The sequence below is a fragment of the Methylobacterium sp. J-088 genome (assembly GCF_022829295.1).
Lineage (GTDB): Bacteria > Pseudomonadota > Alphaproteobacteria > Rhizobiales > Beijerinckiaceae > Methylobacterium.
The window spans coordinates 44,125-61,859 of record NZ_JAKSYH010000039.1 but is presented as its reverse complement, the minus strand read 5'-3'; the positions used below and the strand labels follow the sequence as shown (position 1 = coordinate 61,859).

Below are 17,735 nucleotides of genomic sequence, written 5' to 3'. Positions count from 1 at the left end.
GCTTGCGCCGGACGGGGCGTCGAAATCATCGAACCGCGGTCCGAAAAAATCAGGCGCGACCGGCCTGCTGAGCCACCTCGGTGGCGAAGTCCGGCCCGTCTTCCTTCTCGATGCCCTCGCCCAGCGCGTAGCGCACGAAGGCCGTGAGCGTCACCGGGCCGCCGACCTTGGTGCCGGCCTCCTTGAGAACCTGGCTCACCGTCTTCGAGCCGTCATGCACGAAGGGCTGATCCAGGAGGGTGACCTCCTTGTAGTAGCTCTTCAGGCCGCTCTCGATGATCTTGGCCATCACGTGGTCCGGCTTGCCGGCGTTCTTCTCGCGCAGGATGTTCGACTCGCGCTCCACCGTGGCGGCATCGACGCCCGAGGCGTCGAGCGCCACCGGGTTGGTCGCCGCGACATGCATGGCGATCTGGCGGCCGAGCGCCGACAGCGCCTCGACGTCGCCCTCGGACTCGAGCGCCACGAGCACGCCGATCTTGCCGAGGCCCTCGGAGATCTGGTTGTGCACGTAGGAGGCGATGACGCCCTTGTTGACCTCGAGCTTGGCGACCCGGCGCAGGTTCATGTTCTCGCCGATGGTGGCGATCAGGGCCTGCAGCTTCTCGGAGACCGTCTCGGTGGCGCCCGGGAAGTGAGCGCTCTGGAGGCCCTCCAGCGTGCCATCGGTGTTGAGCGCGATCTTGGCGGCCTCGCGGACGAAGCCCTGGAAGGCGTCGTTGCGGGCGACGAAGTCGGTCTCGGAATTGACCTCGACGATCGCGGCATGGTGGCCGGCGGACTCGACGGCGACCAAGCCCTCGGCGGCGACGCGGCCGGCCTTCTTGGCGGCCTTGGCGAGACCCTTCTTGCGCAGCCAGTCGACCGCGGCCTCGATGTCCCCCTGCGTCTCGTTGAGCGCGCCCTTGCAATCCATCATGCCGGCGCCGGTCGTCTCCCGGAGCTCCTTCACCATCGCGGCGGTGATGTTGGCCATGGCGGTCCCTTTCGTGTGGTCTGGATGAGAGAGGCCCGGCGCGCGGGTGAGCGGCCGGGCCCGGTATGGCTGGAACCGCGACAGCCCGATGACGGGCCGCCGCGAAATCCCGATGGATCAGGCCGCCGCAGCAGCCTCGACGAAGCCGCGGGCCTGCGAGACCCACGAATCGCGATCGATGCGGCCGTTGAGCTTCAGGTCGGCATCGACCTTGGCGACGTCCTCGGCGGTCATCGCGGCGATCTGCCAGTAATGGTAGATGCCGGCATCGTTGAGCTTCTGCACGATCTGCGGGCCGGCGCCGTTGAGCTTGGTCAGGTCGTCCGGCGCGCCGCGCGGGGCGGCGAGCAGCTCGAAATGCTCGGTCGACTCGGCGAGCATCGCCACGTCGGCCGGATCGAGAGCGTCGGACTCGACCGTGACGGCCGCGTCGTCGTTGGCCGGCAGCTCTTCGGCCATCGGCTCCTCGGAGGCGCCGAGATCCATGCCCGACGAGCCCTGTGCGCGCGAGATGCCGTCGATTGCGGCCTTGGCGATCAGGTCGCAGTAGAGCGCGATGGCGCGGCCGGCGTCGTCGTTGGCCGGGACGATGTAGCTGATGCCGTCCGGGTTGCAGTTGGTGTCGACAATGGCGGCCACCGGGATCCCGAGGCGGTTCGCCTCCTTGATCGCCAGCTGCTCCTTGTTGGTGTCGATCACGAACAGCAGGTCGGGGACGCCGCCCATGTCCTTGATGCCGCCGAGGGCCTTCTCGAGCTTCTCCTTCTCACGGGAGAGCATCAGGCGCTCCTTCTTGGTCAGGCCGGGGCCGCCGGTCTCCAGCGTCTCGGTGACCTTCCGCAGGCGCGAGATCGAGCCCGAAATGGTCTTCCAGTTGGTGAGCATGCCGCCCAGCCAGCGGGAGTTGACGTAGTACTGGGCCGAGCGCTTGGCCGCCTCGGCGATCGTGTCGGCCGCCTGGCGCTTGGTGCCGACGAACAGCACACGGCCGCCCTTGGCGACGGTGTCGCTCACAACCTGCAGCGCCTGGTGGAGTGCCGGCACGGTCTGGGCAAGGTCGATGATGTGGATGTTGTTGCGCGTGCCGAAGATATACGGCTGCATCTTCGGGTTCCAGCGGTGCGACTGGTGACCGAAATGGGCGCCCGCCTCAAGGAGCTGACGCATAGAGAAATCGACGGCCATATCTGTGTACTCTCCGGTTGGATCCGCCGCGGAGGGATGCAGCCGCCCGACGCAGTCGAACGACCACCGGAAACGCCTCATTCAGGCATGAGGCCGGCTCCGCGTGTGGGATGGGCGGGCCCATAGCAGAGTGCGGGGTTCGCGGCAAGAAGCGCCTCAAGCGGATCGGCGATAATGGATCGCTCGCGTGATGCTTCGGCTGCAGCCCGGATCACCCGCCCGCGAACACAGCTGCCACGTCGGGCGCCATCATGATCCGATAAGCCCCGGCCGCCAGATCCGCCGGCAGGTCCAGCCCGCCGACCCGGTCCCGGTGCAGGGCCGTCACGTGGTTGCCCACGGCGGCGAACATCCGGCGAACCTGATGGTATCGGCCCTCGGTCAAGGTGACCGCGCAGTGGGTGGCATCCTCGACCGCGAGCGCCACCGGGAGCAGGGGCCGCTCCTCGCCCTCCAGCATCAGCGTGCCGGAGGCGAAGACCGCTGTCTCGCTGCCGGTCAGGGGACGCTCGAGGGTCACGCGGTAGCGCTTCGCCACATTGGCCTTCGGACTGATGATCCGGTGCAGCAGCGCGCCGTCGTCGGTAAGCAGCAGCAGGCCGGAGGTCTCCTTGTCGAGGCGGCCCACGGTGGAGAGCGGCGGGTCGCGGCGGCGCCAGCGCTCCGGCAGCAGCCCGTAAACCAGCGGACCTGCCTCCTTATGCGAGCAGGTCACGCCCAGCGGCTTGTGCAGCATCAGGCAGAGGCCCGGGAGCGGATCGAGGGCTTCGCCGTCGACCACCAGCCGATCCGGCAGGTCGGGATCCAGGGCGATTCGGTCCCCCGCATCGGCCCATTCCACGCCGTCGAGGCGGATCGCGCCGGCGCGCGCCAGATTCTGGATCTCCCGGCGCGAGCCGTAGCCCAGATTGGCGAGCAGCTTGTCCAAGCGGACCGCCTTCGCGCTCACCGGCGCGCCTCGTAGACCCGGTAGCCATTCGCCTGGACGGTCACGGCTACGCTGCGGAACGCCGCCTGAAGCGTCGCCTCGTAGGGCAGGTGTGCGTTGGCCACGAGCCACAAGGTACCGCCGGGCCGCAGCACCTCGGCGGCCCGGGCCACGAAGGCCCGGCCGAGCGCCTGATCCTCGGCGCCCCCCTCGTGGAACGGCGGGTTCATCACGACGAAGTCGAGCTTGCTGGGCACGAGCCCGGGCGTGCGGATATCGGCCCAGAGGATCGTCGCCCGCGGGTCGGCGACGTTGCGGCGGGCCATCTCGACGGCGCGCCGGTCGATCTCCACCAGAGTCATCGCGGTCACGGCTTCCGAGGCGAGGACCGCCCGGGCCAGGATCCCGAGGCCGCAACCGAGATCGGCGCCCCGACCCTTCAACGCCGGCAGGTTCGCCAGGAGCAGGGCCGTACCGGGATCGAGCCGGTCCCAGGAGAAGATGCCGGGCTGCGTGCACAGGGCGAGGTTGTCGACATGGCGGGGGCTGCCCTCGTCGATCGCCTCGGCGATGCCGGCCGGCTCGGATGGCCGGTCGGTGCGGCAGATCCGGTGGTGCCGGCGCGGCTGGTCGGCGGCAGCGCACCCGAAGGTGGTGAGTTCCTTGGCCAGCCGGGTTCCGCCCCGATCCTTGGGCGCCAGGGCGATCATCCGGCCGCCCGGCCCCAGCGCCCGGAGCACCTGCGCAAGCACGTAGCGCCGCTCCACCGTTCCGGGCGGGGCGAGGACCGTGGCGGTGTCGAGGCTGTTCTCGGACAGATCCTCGAGCCGCGCGGCACCGGGAATCAACGGGGAAACCTGGACGGCATCGCCGGGGATCTCGGCGAGATCCATCGGCGGCAGGCCGTAGACGGCATGTCGCATGAATGATTCGGGCGTTGGAGAGCTGGCCCCGGAACGCAATTCCGCGACGGTGCGGGGAAAACCCGCGCCCGACTCGGATCATCCGGGGGAACGTCCCGGTTTATACCGGATTGGAGCCGGAAGCCCAGTCTCCCCGATCGACGCGGCCCGGATCGGGGATCATCCCCGGGGGAATTCGAGACCCATTTCGCGGTAGCGGGCCGGGTCGTCGGCCCAGTTCTCCCTCACCTTCACGTGCAGGAACAGGTGGACCTTCGCGTCGGCCGCCTCGGAGATCCCGATCCGGGCCGCTTGCCCGATCGCCTTGATGGTCTGACCGCCCTTGCCGAGCACGATCGAGCGCTGGCTCTCGCGCTCCACGAAGATCGTCTGCTCGATCCGCACCGACCCGTCGGGCCGGACCTGCCACTGGTCGGTCTCGACGGTAGAGCGATAGGGCAGTTCCTCGTGCAGCCGATCGTAGATCTTTTCCCGGGTGATCTCGGCGGCCAGCATGCGGAGCGGCGCGTCCGAGACCTGATCCTCCGGGTAGAGCCACGGCCCCGCCGGCATCCGGGCGGCGAGCGCCCGCCGGAGATCCTGCACGCCGCTGCCGTTCAGCGCCGAGATCATGAAAGTCGCGGCGAAGGGTGCGGCGGCGTTGAGCTTGGCCGCGAGATCGAGCAGCCGCTCCCGCGCGATCAGGTCGATCTTGTTGAGGATCAGCAGCTTGTCGCGCTTCACGCCGTCGAGGCGGCCGAGCACGGCCTCGACCTCCTCGTCGACACCCTTGCGGGCATCCACCAGCAGGCAGACGGCGTCCGCGTCCGCGGCGCCGCTCCAGGCCGAATGGACCATCGCCCGGTCGAGCCGACGCTTCGGCGCGAAGATGCCGGGCGTGTCGACCAGAACGACCTGCGCGGAGCCTTCGATGAAGATGCCGCGCACCAGCGCCCGCGTGGTCTGCACCTTGCGCGAGACGATGGAGACCTTCGTGCCGACGAGGTTGTTCAGCAGCGTCGACTTGCCGGCATTCGGCACGCCGATCAGCGCGACGAAGCCCGCCCGGGCGTCGGCCGGCGTGCCCGGGAGCGCCGAGACGGCGTTGGCGGGCCCCTGGTTCGAAGCGTCGTCCTGATCGTGCTCGGTCATGCTGTCTCCGTCGGCCCCGCCGCCGGCAGGGCTCCGATCCCCTCCCGTTCCAACAGCGCCTGCGCGGCCGCCTGCTCGGCGATCCGCTTGGATGTGCCCTCGCCGAGCCCCGGCGCAAGGCCCTCGACCTCAACCGCGATGCGGAATCGCGGCGCGTGGTCCGGGCCGGTACGCTCAACCACCGCGTAGGTGGGGATCGGCAGGCTCCGGCCCATGGCCCATTCCTGCAGGGCGGATTTGGCGTCGCGACCCCGTGCCGCCGCATCCGGCTCGCTCGGATGGAAATGCACCTCGACCACCGCCCGGGCGGCATCGAACCCAGCATCGAGATAGATGGCGCCGAGGATCGCCTCGCACACGTCGGCCAGGATGGTCTGGTTGCGCCGTCCCCCACCCATGACCTCGCCCTGTCCGAGGATCAGGTACGGCCCGACATCCCAGGCGGCGGCCACGACCGCGCAGGTCTCCCGCCGCACGAGCGCCGCGAGGCGTCGCGACAGGTCACCCTCGTCGGCATCCGGAAACGCGGCGTAGAGCCGGTCCGCGACCGCAAGGCCGAGCACGCGGTCGCCGAGGAACTCGAGGCGCTGGTAGCTGCCGCCGCGTCCGGCGGCCTTGCTGGTATGGGTCAGCGCGCGGGTGAGCAGGCTCTGATCGGCGAAACTGTGACCGATCCGCGCCTCAAGCTCGCTTAGCGGCGGTCGCGGCTTGTGGGCGCGCCGGGTCCGCGCCGAGATCCGGGGCTGGGCCGCCTCGTCCAAGTCCGCACCGATCAATGGATCGTCGAGAACAGGCGCGACCAGCGGACATGGGCCGGCCAGTTCCAGACCTGCCACGCCGGCGTGCCCTCGTCGATCGAGAAGAAGATCATCTCGGCCCGGCCCACGAAATTGGCGAAGGGCACGTAGCCGACATTGGCGAGATCGCGCGAATCGGTGGAGTTGTCGCGGTTGTCGCCCATCATGAAGAAGTGGCCGGCCGGGACCGTATAGAGTTCGGTCTTGTCCCAGAAGCCGTTGTCGCCGTCGCGCTCGATCACATTATGGACCACGCCGTTGGGCAGGGTTTCCAGGTATTGCGGCACCTTGGTCGCCTGTCCGTAGGGATCGGTCGTCTCGTAGTCGGAGATCCGCTCGCGCTTGACCGCCTTGCCGTTGATGTTGAGCACGCCGTCGATCATCTGAATCTTGTCGCCCGGCAGGCCGATCACGCGCTTGATGTAATCGGTGGAATTGTCCTTCGGCAGCTTGAACACCGCAATGTCGCCACGCTTCGGCTCGGCGGCCCAGATCCGGCCATCGGCCTGGACCGGAATGTATTCCGAAAGCGGCAGCGAATACTTGGAGTAGCCGTAAGAGTATTTTGAAACGAACAGATAATCGCCGATCAGCAGGGTCGGCACCAGCGAGCCGGACGGGATGTTGAACGGCTGAAACAGCAGCGTCCGCACCACGAGGGCGATGAGCAGCGCCTGGATGCCGACCTTCAGGGTCTCGCGGATGCTGGCCCAGGTGCCGGTTTCGGCGGGCTTCCTGAGCGGCTTGCCGTCGTAATCCACGCGCACGTTCCGTCTTCGGTTGAAATTGCGTCGTCTGCCGCCTGCGGAGGCGGCGCGGTCAGCGGTTGTCCCGAGGAATACGCCGCAATCGTGTCCGCCGTGAGCGGCGGGTCTAGACCAAGCGCGATCCCCCCGCAACGCACGAAGGGGGCCGGCTAATCCGCGCGCTCGTCAGGCGGCATTCGCGGCCGGCAGCGCCTCGATGATCACGAAGGCTTGTGCCAGGGGTGGATCGTCGGTCAGGCTGACGTGAAGGTGGGCCGCATGGCCCGGCGGCAGCAACTCCGTGAGTCGCTCTGCGGCCCCTCCGGTGAGGTGCAGGGTCGGCTGGCCAGAGGGGAGGTTCACCACCTCCATGTCGCGCCAGAACACACCGCCGCTGAGGCCTGTGCCGAGCGCCTTGGCGCAGGCCTCCTTAGCAGCAAAGCGCCGGGCATATCCCTCGGCGCGGGCGGCGCGCGCGTCGCAGCGTGCCCGTTCCCCGTCTGTGAAGACGCGATGGGTGAACCGCGCGCCGTGGCGCTCCAAGGTCCGGGCGATCCGGCGAATGTCGCAGAGGTCCGATCCAATTCCGATGATCATGAGGACCGGGCCCGATCCATGGCGGCCCGCATGTCCCGCACGGCCTGGGCGAGCCCTGCGAAGATCGCGTCGGCAATCAGGGAATGGCCGATGTTGAGCTCCCGGATCTGTGGGAGAGCCGCGACGGGACCGACGCTGCCGAGGGTGAGGCCGTGGCCGGCATGGATCTCAAGCCCCAGGCCGGCGCCGTGCTCGGCGGCGCGCCGGATCCGGGCCAGCTCGTGCGCGGTCCGCGCCGCATCGTCGTCCAGGGCGGCCTCACAGTAGCTGCCGGTATGCAGCTCGACCACCGGTGCGCCGAGGGCCCGGGCGGCCTCCATCACCGCCGGTTCCGGTTCCACGAACAGCGACACCCGGATACCGGCTTCCGACAGCGCCCTGATGCGTGGGGCGAGGTGGTCGCGACCGCGGATGATGTCGAGGCCCCCCTCGGTGGTGCGTTCCTCGCGCTTCTCCGGAACGAGGCAGGCGGCGTGCGGTCGGGTGCTCAGCGCGATCGCCACCATCTCGTCGGTCGCCGCCATCTCGAAGTTGAGCGGAACGGACAGGCCACGCTTGAGCGCCACGATGTCGCTGTCGCGGATATGGCGCCGGTCCTCGCGCAGGTGCGCGGTGATGCCGTCCGCCCCGGCCTCGACCGCGAGCAACGCAGCCCGCATCGGGTCAGGATAGTCGCCGCCGCGGGCGTTGCGGACGGTGGCGACGTGATCGATGTTGACGCCGAGGCGCAGCTTTTCGGAGGTCATCCGCTGGTTCGTCCCAAGATCGGCGTGATGCGCCGGGCTTCTGGCCGCGATATGCTGGCGTGCTGACGTTCCGGCAAGCCGGCGTAACGGATGTTGCGCCGCGCGCCGGCTCTATTCGCGAACCACTCCGGCTTGCCATCCCAGCAAAAACCGACTATGCGCCGCCCCTCGCGTTCGCTCCGGCCGGGGGCTGAACGGACGGTGCCGCTTGCGGCATAGGGCTCGTCAAGATCCCGTCGTCCGGTGTCTCCGCCTTCGATCAACCGCTCGGGCCTGAAAATCGGCTCGAAGGGCTTGGCGCCGGGCGATTCGCGATCTGAACCGGCCCGAACCACCCGCCTCCGGGCGGCCGGGCTCCTTTTGACGACGAAAGGCCCGACAATGCCTCTCTACGAGCATGTGCTCTTGGCCCGCCAGGACGTGACGTCCCAGCAGGTCGAGACGATGATCGACACCTACAAGGGTGTGATCGAGCAGAACGGTGGCCGTCTCGAGAAGATCGAGATGTGGGGCGTGAAATCCCTCGCCTATCGGATCAAGAAGAACCGCAAGGCGCATTTCGCGCTGCTGAACATCGACGCCCCGCCGGCCGCGATTGCCGAGATGGAGCGCCAGATGCAGATCTCCGAGGACGTCCTGCGCTTCATGACCGTCCGGGTCGAGGAGCTCGACCAGGAGCCGTCCGCCATGATGCAAAAGCGCGACCGCGACGACCGCAAGGATCGCGAGCGCGGCCGTCGTCGTGACGATGAGGGCTTCGGCGGTGGTGGCGGCTTCGGCGGCGACCGGGGTGACCGCGGCGATCGGGGTGATCGCGGCGAGCGCAGCTTCGGCGGGGAGGGCTAACCCATGGCATTCGGTGCTGGTGCTGGTGCTGGTGCGGGCGGTGGACGCCGCCCCTTCTTCCGTCGTCGCAAGACCTGCCCGTTCTCCGGCGCGAACGCGCCGAAGATCGACTACAAGGACGTGAAGCTCCTGTCCCGCTATGTGTCCGAGCGCGGCAAGATCGTGCCGTCGCGGATCACCGCGGTCTCGGCCAAGAAGCAGCGTGAGCTCGCTCAGGCGATCAAGCGCGCACGCTTCCTCGGCCTGCTGCCCTACGTGATCAAGTAAATCACGGATCACCCACCGGCCCGGCATCTGCCCGGGCCGGTCCTCGCAGAGGGCGGCCCTGGTCGCCCGATCGTTGGGGCGCGGAGTCGCCTCTAACCCTGCCGCAGCGGCAGTGGGACAGCGGAATCCATGGTACAGCAAATCGGCATCGGTATCGGCGCTGGGCTCGTCTCGGCACTCCTGTTCGGGGTGCTTCTGAAGGCGACGCCGCTCGCGATCCTGCTCTATCTCGTGGCGCCGCTGCCGATCCTGATCGTCGGCCTCGGCTGGAGCCACAAGGTCGCCTTGACGGCGGCGGCGGCGGGCAGCCTTGCCCTCGCCCTGGTGATCGCGCCCTTCATGGGTCTGGCCTTCGGCGCCTACATCGCCCTTCCCGCTTGGTGGCTCGCCTACCTGACGCTCCTCGGGCGCGAAACGGCCCGCGGCCTCGAATGGTATCCCACCGGCCGCCTGCTCGGATGGATCGCCGCCACGGCGGCTCTGGCTTTCATCGCCATCGCGGTCCTGTCCTCGCCGAACCACGCCGCCTTCGATCGGCAGTTGCGCAGCCTCGCCCAGACGCTGGTGCAGGCCCGCATGCCCGCCACCCGCACGGCCGAGCAGGGCCGCCGGGCCGAGGCGCCACCGGCCGAGACCGACCGGTCCGGCCAGGATGCGGGCGCCGACACCGATACGCAGACCCCGGCCGAAACCGATGACGCCGACGTCACGCGGACCGAGATGGCCGACGCCCTGGCGCGCGTGGTGCCGGCCTTCGCGGCCAACGGGCTGGCGCTGCTGCTCGCCTTCTATCTCTGGGCCTCGGCCCGGATCGTGAAGATTTCCGGCCGTCTGCCGCGGCCCTGGCCGGATCTTCCGTCGACCACCATGCCGCGGATCACGCTCGCCGCCCTCGGCGCTGCACTGCTGATGTGCCTCGGCCCCGGCTATGTCGGCGTGCTCGGCGTCGCCCTGGTGGGGGGGTTCAGCGCGGCCTTCGCGCTGCAGGGCCTCGCCGCCTTCCACGACCGCTCCCGCGGCCGGCCCGGGCGCACCCTGATGCTGTTCGGGCTGTACCTGATCCTGTTCGTGACGCAGGGCATCGCCCTCGTCGCCCTCACCCTGTTCGGCCTCGCCGACACAGCCCTCGACCGCCGGCGTTCCCAGGATCGCCCGAGGAACAACCCGGCGCCGTGAAACCCCGGCCCGCGTGGCCGACCATCTGAAGGAGAAAGACCATGGAAGTGATCCTGCTCGAGCGCGTGGCCAAGCTGGGCCAGATGGGCGAGACCGTGAATGTCCGCCCGGGCTTCGCCCGCAACTTCCTGCTCGCCCGCGGCAAGGCCCTGCGTGCGACGGAAAACAACAAGAAGCACTTCGAGGCCCAGCGCGCCCAGCTCGAGGCCCGCAACCTCGACCGCAAGAAGGACGCCGAGGCTGTGGCCGAGAAGCTGAACGGCCAGAGCTTCGTCCTGATCCGCCAGTCGGGTGAGACCGGCGTGCTCTACGGCTCGGTCTCGACCCGCGACCTCGCCGATGTCGTCGCGAAGGACGGCTTCACGGTGGATCGCGGCCAGTTCACCCTGAACCAGCCGATCAAGACGCTCGGCCTGCACAAGGTCCCGGTGGTGCTGCACCCCGAGGTCGAGGTTGAGGTCACCGTCAACGTCGCCCGCAGCCCCGAGGAGGCCGAGCGTCAGGCCCGCGGCGAGTCCGTGACCGAGCGCGAGGCATTCAACCTCGACGATCTCGGCCTCGAAGTCGGCGCGGCGCTGGCCGATGCCGGCGAGGGCGCCGACGACCGCGGCTGATCCGCTTCGCAATGCCGCTCGATCCGGGCCCGCCCGGATCGAGCATCTTCAGGGGGACGGGCTGGCGCCGCACGGCGCTGCCGTCCCCCTTCTGTTGACGACGGCACGCGCAGGCAGGACACGGGTCAAAAGCCTACTTCTGGGGAAGCGCCCGGTGCCCGACACACTGCCTGACGATCGCCATCCGCCCGCGCGGTTCAACGCGGCCCGGTACTGCCTCGCCGAGAACGCGCGGCTGCACCCCGACAAGACCGCCCTTGTGATGGTGGGCGACGGCACGGTCGAACGGCTCTCATTCGATGCGGTCGAGCGCGCGGTGCGCGGCATCGCGGCGGGCCTGCTCGGGCTCGGGCTCGCACCGGGCGACCGGGTGATGATCCGGATGGGCAACGAGGCCGATTACGTCCTCGTGCATTTCGGCGCGCTCGCGGCCGGGCTGGTGTCGCTGCCCTCCTCGCCGCAGCTCACGGAGGGCGAGGCGGCGTTCCTGATGGAGAATTCGGGCGCCGCCGCTGTGGTCGTCGGAAGCGGCGGCATCGTCGCGCCGGAGGTCCTGGGCGACAGGCTGCTCCTCGATACCGCGGCGATCGCCGCCTTGAAGGCCGGGCCGCCGCTTCCCGACTACGCCGACACCGCCGCGGACGATCCGGCGATGCTGATCTACACCTCTGGCACGACGAGCCGGCCGAAGGGCGTGCTGCACGCGCACCGCGCCGCCTATGGCCGCCGGCCGATGCTCGCCCACTGGCTCGGCCTCACCGAATCCGACGTGATGCTGCACGCCGGTACCATGAACTGGACCTACACGCTGGGCGTGGGCCTCAGCGATCCGTGGTCGGTGGGCGCCACGGCGGTGCTGTACAACGGCCCGCGCGATCCCGCGGTCTGGCCGCGGCTGATCGCGGACTACGGCGCCACGGTCTTCGCCGCCGTGCCGACCCTCTACCGCCAGATCCTGAAATACGGCGCTCTGGAGGCCCACGACCTGTCGCGCCTGCGCCATGGCTGCACGGCGGGCGAACCGCTCCCGGTGGAACTGCTCGCGGCGTGGCGCGAAGCCACCGGCACGCCCCTCTATGAGGCGCTCGGGATGAGCGAGATCTCGACCTATATCTCCAGTGGCCCCACGATCCCGGTGCGCCCCGGCTCGGCCGGCAAGCCGCAACCCGGGCGGCGCGTGGCGATCCTGCCGACGGAGGGCGAGCCGGTCCCGCTGCCGGCGGGCGAGACCGGACTGCTGGCCGTCCACCGCTCCGAGCCGGCCCTGATGCTGGGCTACTGGAACCGGCCCGAAGAAGAAGCCGAGGTGATGCGCGGCGACTGGTTCGTCGGCGGCGACCTCGCCCGGCTCGATGCCGACGGCTACCTCTGGTTCGAGGGCCGCAACAACGACCTGATGAAGGCGATGGGCTACCGGGTCTCGCCCAACGAGGTGGAGGTGGTGCTGGCCGCCCACCCATCGGTGGCAGAAGTCGGCGTTGCGGAGTTGCCCGTGCGCGCGGATGTCTCAGTCATCTGCGGATTCGTGGTGCTGCAGCCGGATGCAGAGCCCGACGCGGAGGCGCTGCTCGCGTGGTGCGCAGAACGGCTCGCCGCCTACAAGCGCCCGCGGGAGATCCGCTTCCTGCAGTCCCTGCCACGGACGGCCAACGGTAAGGTGCAGCGGAAGCGGCTGGCCGAAGCGGTCGAGTAAGGTGCGCCCTACAGCAGCGTCCCGCGCAGGATCAGCAGCGCCACCGAGAAGTAGATAACGAGCCCGGTGACATCGACCAGCGTCGCCACGAACGGCGCCGAGGCGGTGGCCGGGTCGAAACCGAGCCGTTGGAGCAGGAACGGCAGCATCGAACCCGACAGCGAGCCGAAGGTCACGATCCCGACGAGCGCCAACCCCACCGTGGCGGCGACCAGCGGCCAGTGCTCGCCGTAATCGTAGAGGCCGAGCTTCTGCCACGCCACGATCCGGATCACCGCGATCACCCCGAGGATCGCGCCGAGCAGCATGCCCGTGGGTAGCTCGCGCAACGCCACCCGCCACCAGTCGCGCAGGCGGATCTGATGGAGGGCCAGCGCCCGGATCAGCAGCGAGGTCGCCTGCGAGCCCGAATTGCCGCCCGAGCTCATGATCAGCGGGATGAACAGCGTCAGGACGATCGCCTTCTCCAACTCCCCCTCGAAGCCCTGCATGGCCGAGGCGGTCAGCATCTCCGACAGGAACAGCGCGCAGAGCCAGCCGGCGCGCTTCCGGATCATCGTGAAGAAACCGATATCCATGTAGGGCTCGGGCAGCGCCTCCATGCCGCCGAAGCGCTGCACGTCCTGCGTCTGCTTCTCGATCATCGCGTCGATCATGTCGTCGACGGTGACGATGCCGATCACGTGGCCGACCGCGTCGACCACCGGCAGGGCCAGCAGGTCGTACTTCGAGATCAGCCGGGCCGCTTCCTCGCGGCTCGCGGTCGGCGAGACGGCGAGCGGGCGCCGGCCCGGCGCGACGCTCAGCACGTTGTCGTTCGGATCCCCCGAGATCAGCCGGCGCAGGGGCACCGCCTTGGTCAGCGCGCGGGTGCGCGGATCGAGCACGAAGATCGCGTAGATGGTCTCGCGGGTCTTCTCGACGTGGCGGATATGCTCCAGGGTCTGGCCCACCGTCCAGGTCCCCGGTACGGTGACGAACTCGGTGGTCATCAACGAGCCGACCGTCTCCTCGCCGTAGGCTGAGAGGCGGTCGACGGCGCCGCGGGTCTCGGCGTCGAGACGGGCGCGCAGGTCCGAACGGCCCGGCTCCTCAATCTCGCGGAAGACGTCGGTGACCCGGTCGGCCGACATGCCCGACAGGTAGGCGGCGACGCGGTCGCGGGGCAGCATCTCGATGATGTCGGCGACGCAGTCGAGTTCCGGCTGGTCGAGTACCTCGACGGCCCGCTCGATCGGCAGGCCGAGCAGGATCGCGGCGGCGACTTCGGGGGCTTCGTCGTTGAGCTTTTCGACGATGTCGGGAGCCCGCTCGTCCGAGAGTCGCGCGGCCAGCACGGACGGATCGATGCGCGTGTCGAAAGGGGCGATCTCGTTCATGGCCTCGCCTCGTGGTTACGAGGCGACGCGGCGCCGGTCATCCTGGGTCAGAGCCGTGACCGGGCGGTGCGCCGGTCGCCCCGCGGCCAGGCCTCTCAGCGGCTCAGGCGGGATGACGGAACGGGGCCGGCCACGGCAGGCACGATCGGTCGGGCACGTCGCTTCGCTGGTCGCTGCTGAAGGGGGAGCGCGGCGCCGCCGGAGCGATGTCGCGCGGCTGCGTCGTGCGCCCGCGCACAAATTCCGTCAACCCGTAACCGTTCCAGGGATGCGGGCTTTCAGTCTTCCGCACGCAGGACGCCAGCTGGTGTCGCGCGGCGGCATCAGGGGCGGCCGCCAATCCCTATGAGAAATATAAGTGTTGTGCTCACTTGTATTGCGTCCAAGATATTGCCTATATGGGTTTCACCAACAACGAGGAGAAACGCCATGGCTTGGTCTGCCCCGATCGTGTCCGAGATCTGCGTCGGCATGGAAGTCACCAGCTACGAGTCGGCCGAGATCGACACCTTCAACTGAGCCGATCCCGCGGGGAGTGGAATACGCTCCCGCTGCGCTGGACGCTTCAGTCACCCACACGAAATCCCTTAGGAGGAACACATGGCCTGGACTGCTCCGATCGTTTCCGAGATCTGCGTTGGCATGGAAGTTACCAGCTACGAGTCCGCTGAGATCGACACCTTCAACTAAGATATCGACCGAACAGTTTGGGCGCCGCTTCTCACGAAGCGGCGTTTTTCTTTTGCGCGAGTTCCGAGTTCTCGCCTCCGGCTGTTGAAATCTTGGGATCGTCTCACACGATCCACGGCGGAGCCTCGGGACCCGGCGTCTCAGACGACGAACAACCCGGCGATCGCCGCGCTCGTGAGGTTCGACAGCGTGCCGGCCAGGATCGCCCGCAGCCCGTAGCGGGCGACCTCCGAGCGACGCTCCGGCACGAGGCTCGCAAAGCTCGCGAGCTGGATCGCGATAGACGCGAAGTTCGCGAAACCGCACAGGGCGAAGCACACGATCGCCTGCGAGCGGGCGTCCAGCGTCCCGGCCTTCAGGGTCGGCGATAGGTTGGCGTAGGCCAGGAATTCGTTGAAGGCGAGTTTTTGACCGATCGCGCCGCCGACCAGCGTCGCATTCTCCCACGGTACGCCGAGGAGCCACGCCAGGGGACTCAGCGCCCAGCCGAGCACGCCCTCGAACGAGGCGCCGGGATAGCCCGCCCAGCCGCCGAGGGCGCCGAACAGGCCATCGGCCAGGGCGATCAGCCCCACGAACGCGATCAGCATGGCGCCGACCGAGACGGCCACCATCAGGCCCTTCTGCGTCCCGTCGGCGGCCGCCTCGATGATGTTGGCCGCCCTTGTCTCGGCGAACTCCACCCGGGTGGTGGTGATCCGGGTCGGCTCGGTCGAGGGCACGAGCATCTTGGCGTAGACGAGCCCGCCGGGGATCGCCATCACGGACGCCGCGAGCAGATAGGTCATCGGGACGCCGAGCGCCGCGTAGCCGGCCAGGATCGAGCCGGCGGTGGACGCGGCACCGCTCGACATCACGGCGAACAGCTCGGCCCCGGTCAGGACGCCCAGGAACGGGCGCAAGGCCACTGCGATCTCGCTCTGGCCGATCGCGATGGTGATCACTGCCGCGAAGGACTCGATCGGCGACGTGCCGAGGATCCGCCGGAGTCCTGCGCCCAGCCCACGGGCCAGGGCCTGCATCACGCCAAGATGGTAGAGCACCCCGATCAGGGCGGAGACGTAGAGGATCTGCGGCAGCACCCGCAGCGCCAAAATGAAGCCCGAACCGCCGAACAGCTCGAACATCTTCGGTTCGACGAGGCCTCCGAACAGGAAGGCGGTGCCGCGGTCGCCGTAGGAGAGGATGCGTACGACGATATCGGCTGTCGCATTCAGGGCCGCCTGCCCCGCCGGCAGGAACAGGATCAGGGCGCCGAGGCCGACCTGCAGCGCCAGACCGGTGAGCACCACCCGCGGGCGGATCGCCCTCCGGTTCGTGGAGAACAGCACCGCGACGGCCAGCAGCAGCAGCAGGCTGAGGCCGGCATGGATCAGGCGGTCGAGCATCGCATCCTTCAATCATGAGCGATCACCGCCCATGGAAGGTTCGGGCCAGACCGTATCAATCCGGTTGAAGGGCGACGAGATACGGGACGAAGAGATCGCGCACCTGCGCGAAGCCCCAGTCGAGATCGGCCTCCGTCAGGTCGGTGCCGCCCTGAAGGCGATGGCTCATCCAGTGGCTGGAGACGATCCAGGCATTGTCGATCAGTCGCCCAAGGGCCTCCGGTGCGATCCGCAGCCGTCCGGCCGTCGCCGCCGCCTCGAAGACGCCCCGAGCGAGGCTTTGGGTCCGCGCCCGCAGGGCGTGAACGCGCGGGCGCAACGCCGGGGCGATCTCCACCATGGCGATGCCGTCCCGATAGACGCAGCGGTAACGCCAGATCAGGTCGAACCACCCGCGCTGATAGGCCAGGAGTGCCTCAGGCGCCCCCGGATCCGCCGGCATCCGGCCGGCGACCGCCATCGCCTCCACCTCGAACCTGGCGAACACCGCCTCCACCAAGCCGCTCTTGCGTGGGAAATGATACTGCAGGTTCCCCTCGCGGATCCCCGCTGCCGCAGCGATCTCCGCCGTGGTGACCCGGCCCAGGCCGCGGGTGTTGAACAGCGCCAGACTCACCGCGAGGATCCGCTCGCGCGTGCACGGCGTATCCGCGGGGGCGTCCGCTTCGTCCGGTACCCGGCGACTTTCCCCGCGCGCCATCGTCTTCTCATCCCGTCTAGGGTGTTCACCCTAGACAATCCCCAGGGCCGGGGCTATCCCTGATCCAAGCCCGGACCAACCGGCGAGACGGGAGGCACAGCTTGGCTCAGAGGTTTCAGCTCGCGGGAAGAGTCGCGCTCATCACCGGCGCCGCGAGCGGTATCGGGGCTGCGCTGGCCTCCGGGCTTGCCGCGAAGGGCTGCAGCCTGCTGCTGGTGGACCGCGATCCCGAAGGGCTCGAAACGATCGCCCGGCGGATCCGCGAGAACGGTACTGCGGTCGAGACCCGAGTCGTCGACCTCGTAGACGCGGAGGCGATCCGCGCGCTGCCGGACTGGGCTGCGGACCGCTTCGGACACCTCGATATCCTCATCAACAACGCCGGCGTAGCCTTGGGCGGCCGGTTCGACGAAACGCACCTCGAAGATTTCGAGTGGCTGATGGACATCAACCTGCGCGCGGTCGTGCGGATGTGCCACGCCTTCCTGCCGATGCTGAAGGCGCGCCCGGCGGCGCAGATCGTCAACCTGTCGAGCCTGTTCGGGCTGATCGCGCCGCCCGGTCAGGTCGCCTACTGTACCAGCAAGTTCGGGGTCCGCGGCTTCTCGGAGGCGTTGCGGCACGAATATGCCGGCACCGGCCTCGGCGTGACCGTGGTCCATCCGGGCGGAGTCGCGACTGCCATCTCCCGCAACGCCCGCGGCCGGCGCCAACCCACCGATCCCGACGCGGCCAAGCGCGCGGCGGTTGAGGACGAGAAGGCCCGGGAAGCCTTCGGCAAGTTCCTGACGCTCGCCCCCGCAGACGCCGCTGCGGCGATCATCCGCGGCATCGAGGCCCGGGCGCCCCGCATCGTGATCGGCAAGGATGCCCGCAACGCGGCGCTGATCCAGCGGCTGATGCCGGTGGGCTACTGGAAGATGATGGTCCGATTGTCCGGCGGGAAACTCTGA

21 protein-coding genes are annotated in these 17,735 nt (G+C 68.9%); 8 read left to right on the top strand and 13 right to left on the bottom strand.

The genetic code is table 11. The features are described 5' to 3' along the window. Positions 1 to 49: 49 nt before the first annotated feature. The 10 genes from tsf to MKK63_RS03765 all read right to left on the bottom strand — a co-directional run bounded on the left by tsf (position 50) and on the right by MKK63_RS03765 (position 8,364). Entirely contained in the window at positions 50 to 976 is a 927-nt protein-coding gene (gene tsf, locus MKK63_RS03810) for a translation elongation factor Ts (protein ID WP_243998838.1), read from the bottom strand. A 117-nt stretch (positions 977 to 1,093) separates the two neighbouring features. Then, positions 1,094 to 2,161, bottom strand: coding sequence for a 30S ribosomal protein S2 (locus MKK63_RS03805; RefSeq protein WP_243918083.1), 1,068 nt, complete (start codon positions 2,159 to 2,161; stop codon positions 1,094 to 1,096). 211 nt (positions 2,162 to 2,372) lie between these two features. Beyond that, positions 2,373 to 3,110 carry a pseudouridine synthase gene (locus MKK63_RS03800; protein WP_243998836.1) on the bottom strand — a complete coding sequence of 246 codons (738 nt, stop codon included), beginning with the start codon at positions 3,108 to 3,110 and terminating at the stop codon, positions 2,373 to 2,375. Beyond that, positions 3,107 to 4,012, bottom strand: a complete 906-nt coding sequence (locus MKK63_RS03795) for a class I SAM-dependent methyltransferase (protein WP_243998834.1) — start codon at positions 4,010 to 4,012, stop codon at positions 3,107 to 3,109. Before MKK63_RS03795 ends, MKK63_RS03800 begins: the two co-directional genes overlap by 4 nt. 159 nt (positions 4,013 to 4,171) lie before the next feature. Then, a complete protein-coding gene (gene era, locus MKK63_RS03790) occupies positions 4,172 to 5,143 on the bottom strand; it encodes a GTPase Era (RefSeq protein WP_243998832.1) in 972 nt (323 codons plus the stop codon). Beyond that, complete coding sequence (gene rnc, locus MKK63_RS03785) at positions 5,140 to 5,919, bottom strand: ribonuclease III (RefSeq protein WP_279574494.1); 780 nt, start codon at positions 5,917 to 5,919, stop codon at positions 5,140 to 5,142. The genes era and rnc overlap by 4 nt, the downstream gene beginning before the upstream one ends. Beyond that, on the bottom strand, positions 5,916 to 6,701 hold the full coding sequence (gene lepB, locus MKK63_RS03780) for a signal peptidase I (RefSeq protein ID WP_243998872.1): 786 nt from the start codon (positions 6,699 to 6,701) through the stop codon (positions 5,916 to 5,918). Before lepB ends, rnc begins: the two co-directional genes overlap by 4 nt. 171 nt (positions 6,702 to 6,872) lie before the next feature. After that, on the bottom strand, positions 6,873 to 7,283 hold the full coding sequence (gene acpS / locus MKK63_RS03775) for a holo-ACP synthase (protein ID WP_243998830.1): 411 nt from the start codon (positions 7,281 to 7,283) through the stop codon (positions 6,873 to 6,875). Beyond that, positions 7,280 to 8,029: a pyridoxine 5'-phosphate synthase gene (locus tag MKK63_RS03770; RefSeq protein ID WP_243998828.1), complete on the bottom strand. Its 750-nt coding sequence runs from the start codon at positions 8,027 to 8,029 to the stop codon at positions 7,280 to 7,282. The genes acpS and MKK63_RS03770 overlap by 4 nt, the downstream gene beginning before the upstream one ends. After that, positions 8,026 to 8,364: a hypothetical protein gene (locus MKK63_RS03765; RefSeq protein WP_243998826.1), complete on the bottom strand. Its 339-nt coding sequence runs from the start codon at positions 8,362 to 8,364 to the stop codon at positions 8,026 to 8,028. Before MKK63_RS03765 ends, MKK63_RS03770 begins: the two co-directional genes overlap by 4 nt. 46 nt (positions 8,365 to 8,410) lie before the next feature. On the opposite strand from MKK63_RS03765, the gene rpsF reads away from it, so the two are divergent. From rpsF to MKK63_RS03740, 5 genes are all read left to right on the top strand, one after another. Further along, positions 8,411 to 8,875, top strand: a complete 465-nt coding sequence (gene rpsF / locus MKK63_RS03760; protein WP_210032655.1) for a 30S ribosomal protein S6 — start codon at positions 8,411 to 8,413, stop codon at positions 8,873 to 8,875. Between the two features lie 3 nt (positions 8,876 to 8,878). Then, on the top strand, positions 8,879 to 9,142 hold the full coding sequence (gene rpsR / locus MKK63_RS03755; RefSeq protein ID WP_058194722.1) for a 30S ribosomal protein S18: 264 nt from the start codon (positions 8,879 to 8,881) through the stop codon (positions 9,140 to 9,142). A 129-nt stretch (positions 9,143 to 9,271) separates the two neighbouring features. Next, a complete protein-coding gene (locus MKK63_RS03750) occupies positions 9,272 to 10,318 on the top strand; it encodes a hypothetical protein (RefSeq protein WP_243998825.1) in 1,047 nt (348 codons plus the stop codon). 41 nt (positions 10,319 to 10,359) lie between these two features. Continuing rightward, positions 10,360 to 10,932 (top strand): 50S ribosomal protein L9, encoded by a 573-nt coding sequence (gene rplI, locus MKK63_RS03745; protein WP_243918124.1) that lies wholly within the window; start codon positions 10,360 to 10,362, stop codon positions 10,930 to 10,932. Between the two features lie 154 nt (positions 10,933 to 11,086). Further along, a complete protein-coding gene (locus MKK63_RS03740) occupies positions 11,087 to 12,625 on the top strand; it encodes an acyl-CoA synthetase (RefSeq protein ID WP_243998823.1) in 1,539 nt (512 codons plus the stop codon). 8 nt (positions 12,626 to 12,633) lie between these two features. Here the strand turns inward: MKK63_RS03740 and mgtE are convergent, their stop codons facing one another. Then, on the bottom strand, positions 12,634 to 14,004 hold the full coding sequence (gene mgtE / locus MKK63_RS03735; RefSeq protein ID WP_243998821.1) for a magnesium transporter: 1,371 nt from the start codon (positions 14,002 to 14,004) through the stop codon (positions 12,634 to 12,636). 429 nt (positions 14,005 to 14,433) lie between these two features. On the opposite strand from mgtE, the gene pqqA (MKK63_RS03730) reads away from it, so the two are divergent. Further along, entirely contained in the window at positions 14,434 to 14,523 is a 90-nt protein-coding gene (gene pqqA / locus MKK63_RS03730; RefSeq protein WP_007559223.1) for a pyrroloquinoline quinone precursor peptide PqqA, read from the top strand. 81 nt (positions 14,524 to 14,604) lie between these two features. Further along, positions 14,605 to 14,694 (top strand): pyrroloquinoline quinone precursor peptide PqqA, encoded by a 90-nt coding sequence (gene pqqA, locus MKK63_RS03725; protein ID WP_091712468.1) that lies wholly within the window; start codon positions 14,605 to 14,607, stop codon positions 14,692 to 14,694. 140 nt (positions 14,695 to 14,834) lie between these two features. On the opposite strand, the gene MKK63_RS03720 is transcribed toward pqqA (MKK63_RS03725), so the two are convergent. Together MKK63_RS03720 and MKK63_RS03715 are read right to left on the bottom strand one after the other, a co-directional pair. Continuing rightward, positions 14,835 to 16,082 (bottom strand): NupC/NupG family nucleoside CNT transporter, encoded by a 1,248-nt coding sequence (locus MKK63_RS03720; protein ID WP_243998819.1) that lies wholly within the window; start codon positions 16,080 to 16,082, stop codon positions 14,835 to 14,837. 55 nt (positions 16,083 to 16,137) lie between these two features. Then, complete coding sequence (locus MKK63_RS03715; RefSeq protein ID WP_243998817.1) at positions 16,138 to 16,782, bottom strand: TetR/AcrR family transcriptional regulator; 645 nt, start codon at positions 16,780 to 16,782, stop codon at positions 16,138 to 16,140. A gap of 101 nt (positions 16,783 to 16,883) precedes the next feature. On the opposite strand from MKK63_RS03715, the gene MKK63_RS03710 reads away from it, so the two are divergent. After that, entirely contained in the window at positions 16,884 to 17,735 is an 852-nt protein-coding gene (locus MKK63_RS03710) for an SDR family NAD(P)-dependent oxidoreductase (protein WP_243998816.1), read from the top strand.

Bases quoted from the DNA above. Each gene is read 5' to 3' on its own strand.
- tsf (WP_243998838.1), bottom strand. From the start codon at position 976: ATGGCCAACATCACCGCCGCGATGGTGAAGGAGCTCCGGGAGACGACC.
- MKK63_RS03805 (WP_243918083.1), bottom strand. From the start codon at position 2,161: ATGGCCGTCGATTTCTCTATGCGTCAGCTCCTTGAGGCGGGCGCCCAT.
- MKK63_RS03795 (WP_243998834.1), bottom strand. From the start codon at position 4,012: ATGCGACATGCCGTCTACGGCCTGCCGCCGATGGATCTCGCCGAGATC.
- era (WP_243998832.1), bottom strand. From the start codon at position 5,143: ATGACCGAGCACGATCAGGACGACGCTTCGAACCAGGGGCCCGCCAAC.
- acpS (WP_243998830.1), bottom strand. From the start codon at position 7,283: ATGATCATCGGAATTGGATCGGACCTCTGCGACATTCGCCGGATCGCC.
- MKK63_RS03770 (WP_243998828.1), bottom strand. From the start codon at position 8,029: ATGACCTCCGAAAAGCTGCGCCTCGGCGTCAACATCGATCACGTCGCC.
- rpsF (WP_210032655.1), top strand. From the start codon at position 8,411: ATGCCTCTCTACGAGCATGTGCTCTTGGCCCGCCAGGACGTGACGTCC.
- rpsR (WP_058194722.1), top strand. From the start codon at position 8,879: ATGGCATTCGGTGCTGGTGCTGGTGCTGGTGCGGGCGGTGGACGCCGC.
- MKK63_RS03750 (WP_243998825.1), top strand. From the start codon at position 9,272: ATGGTACAGCAAATCGGCATCGGTATCGGCGCTGGGCTCGTCTCGGCA.
- rplI (WP_243918124.1), top strand. From the start codon at position 10,360: ATGGAAGTGATCCTGCTCGAGCGCGTGGCCAAGCTGGGCCAGATGGGC.
- mgtE (WP_243998821.1), bottom strand. From the start codon at position 14,004: ATGAACGAGATCGCCCCTTTCGACACGCGCATCGATCCGTCCGTGCTG.
- pqqA (WP_007559223.1), top strand. From the start codon at position 14,434: ATGGCTTGGTCTGCCCCGATCGTGTCCGAGATCTGCGTCGGCATGGAA.
- pqqA (WP_091712468.1), top strand. From the start codon at position 14,605: ATGGCCTGGACTGCTCCGATCGTTTCCGAGATCTGCGTTGGCATGGAA.
- MKK63_RS03720 (WP_243998819.1), bottom strand. From the start codon at position 16,082: ATGCTCGACCGCCTGATCCATGCCGGCCTCAGCCTGCTGCTGCTGCTG.
- MKK63_RS03715 (WP_243998817.1), bottom strand. From the start codon at position 16,782: ATGGCGCGCGGGGAAAGTCGCCGGGTACCGGACGAAGCGGACGCCCCC.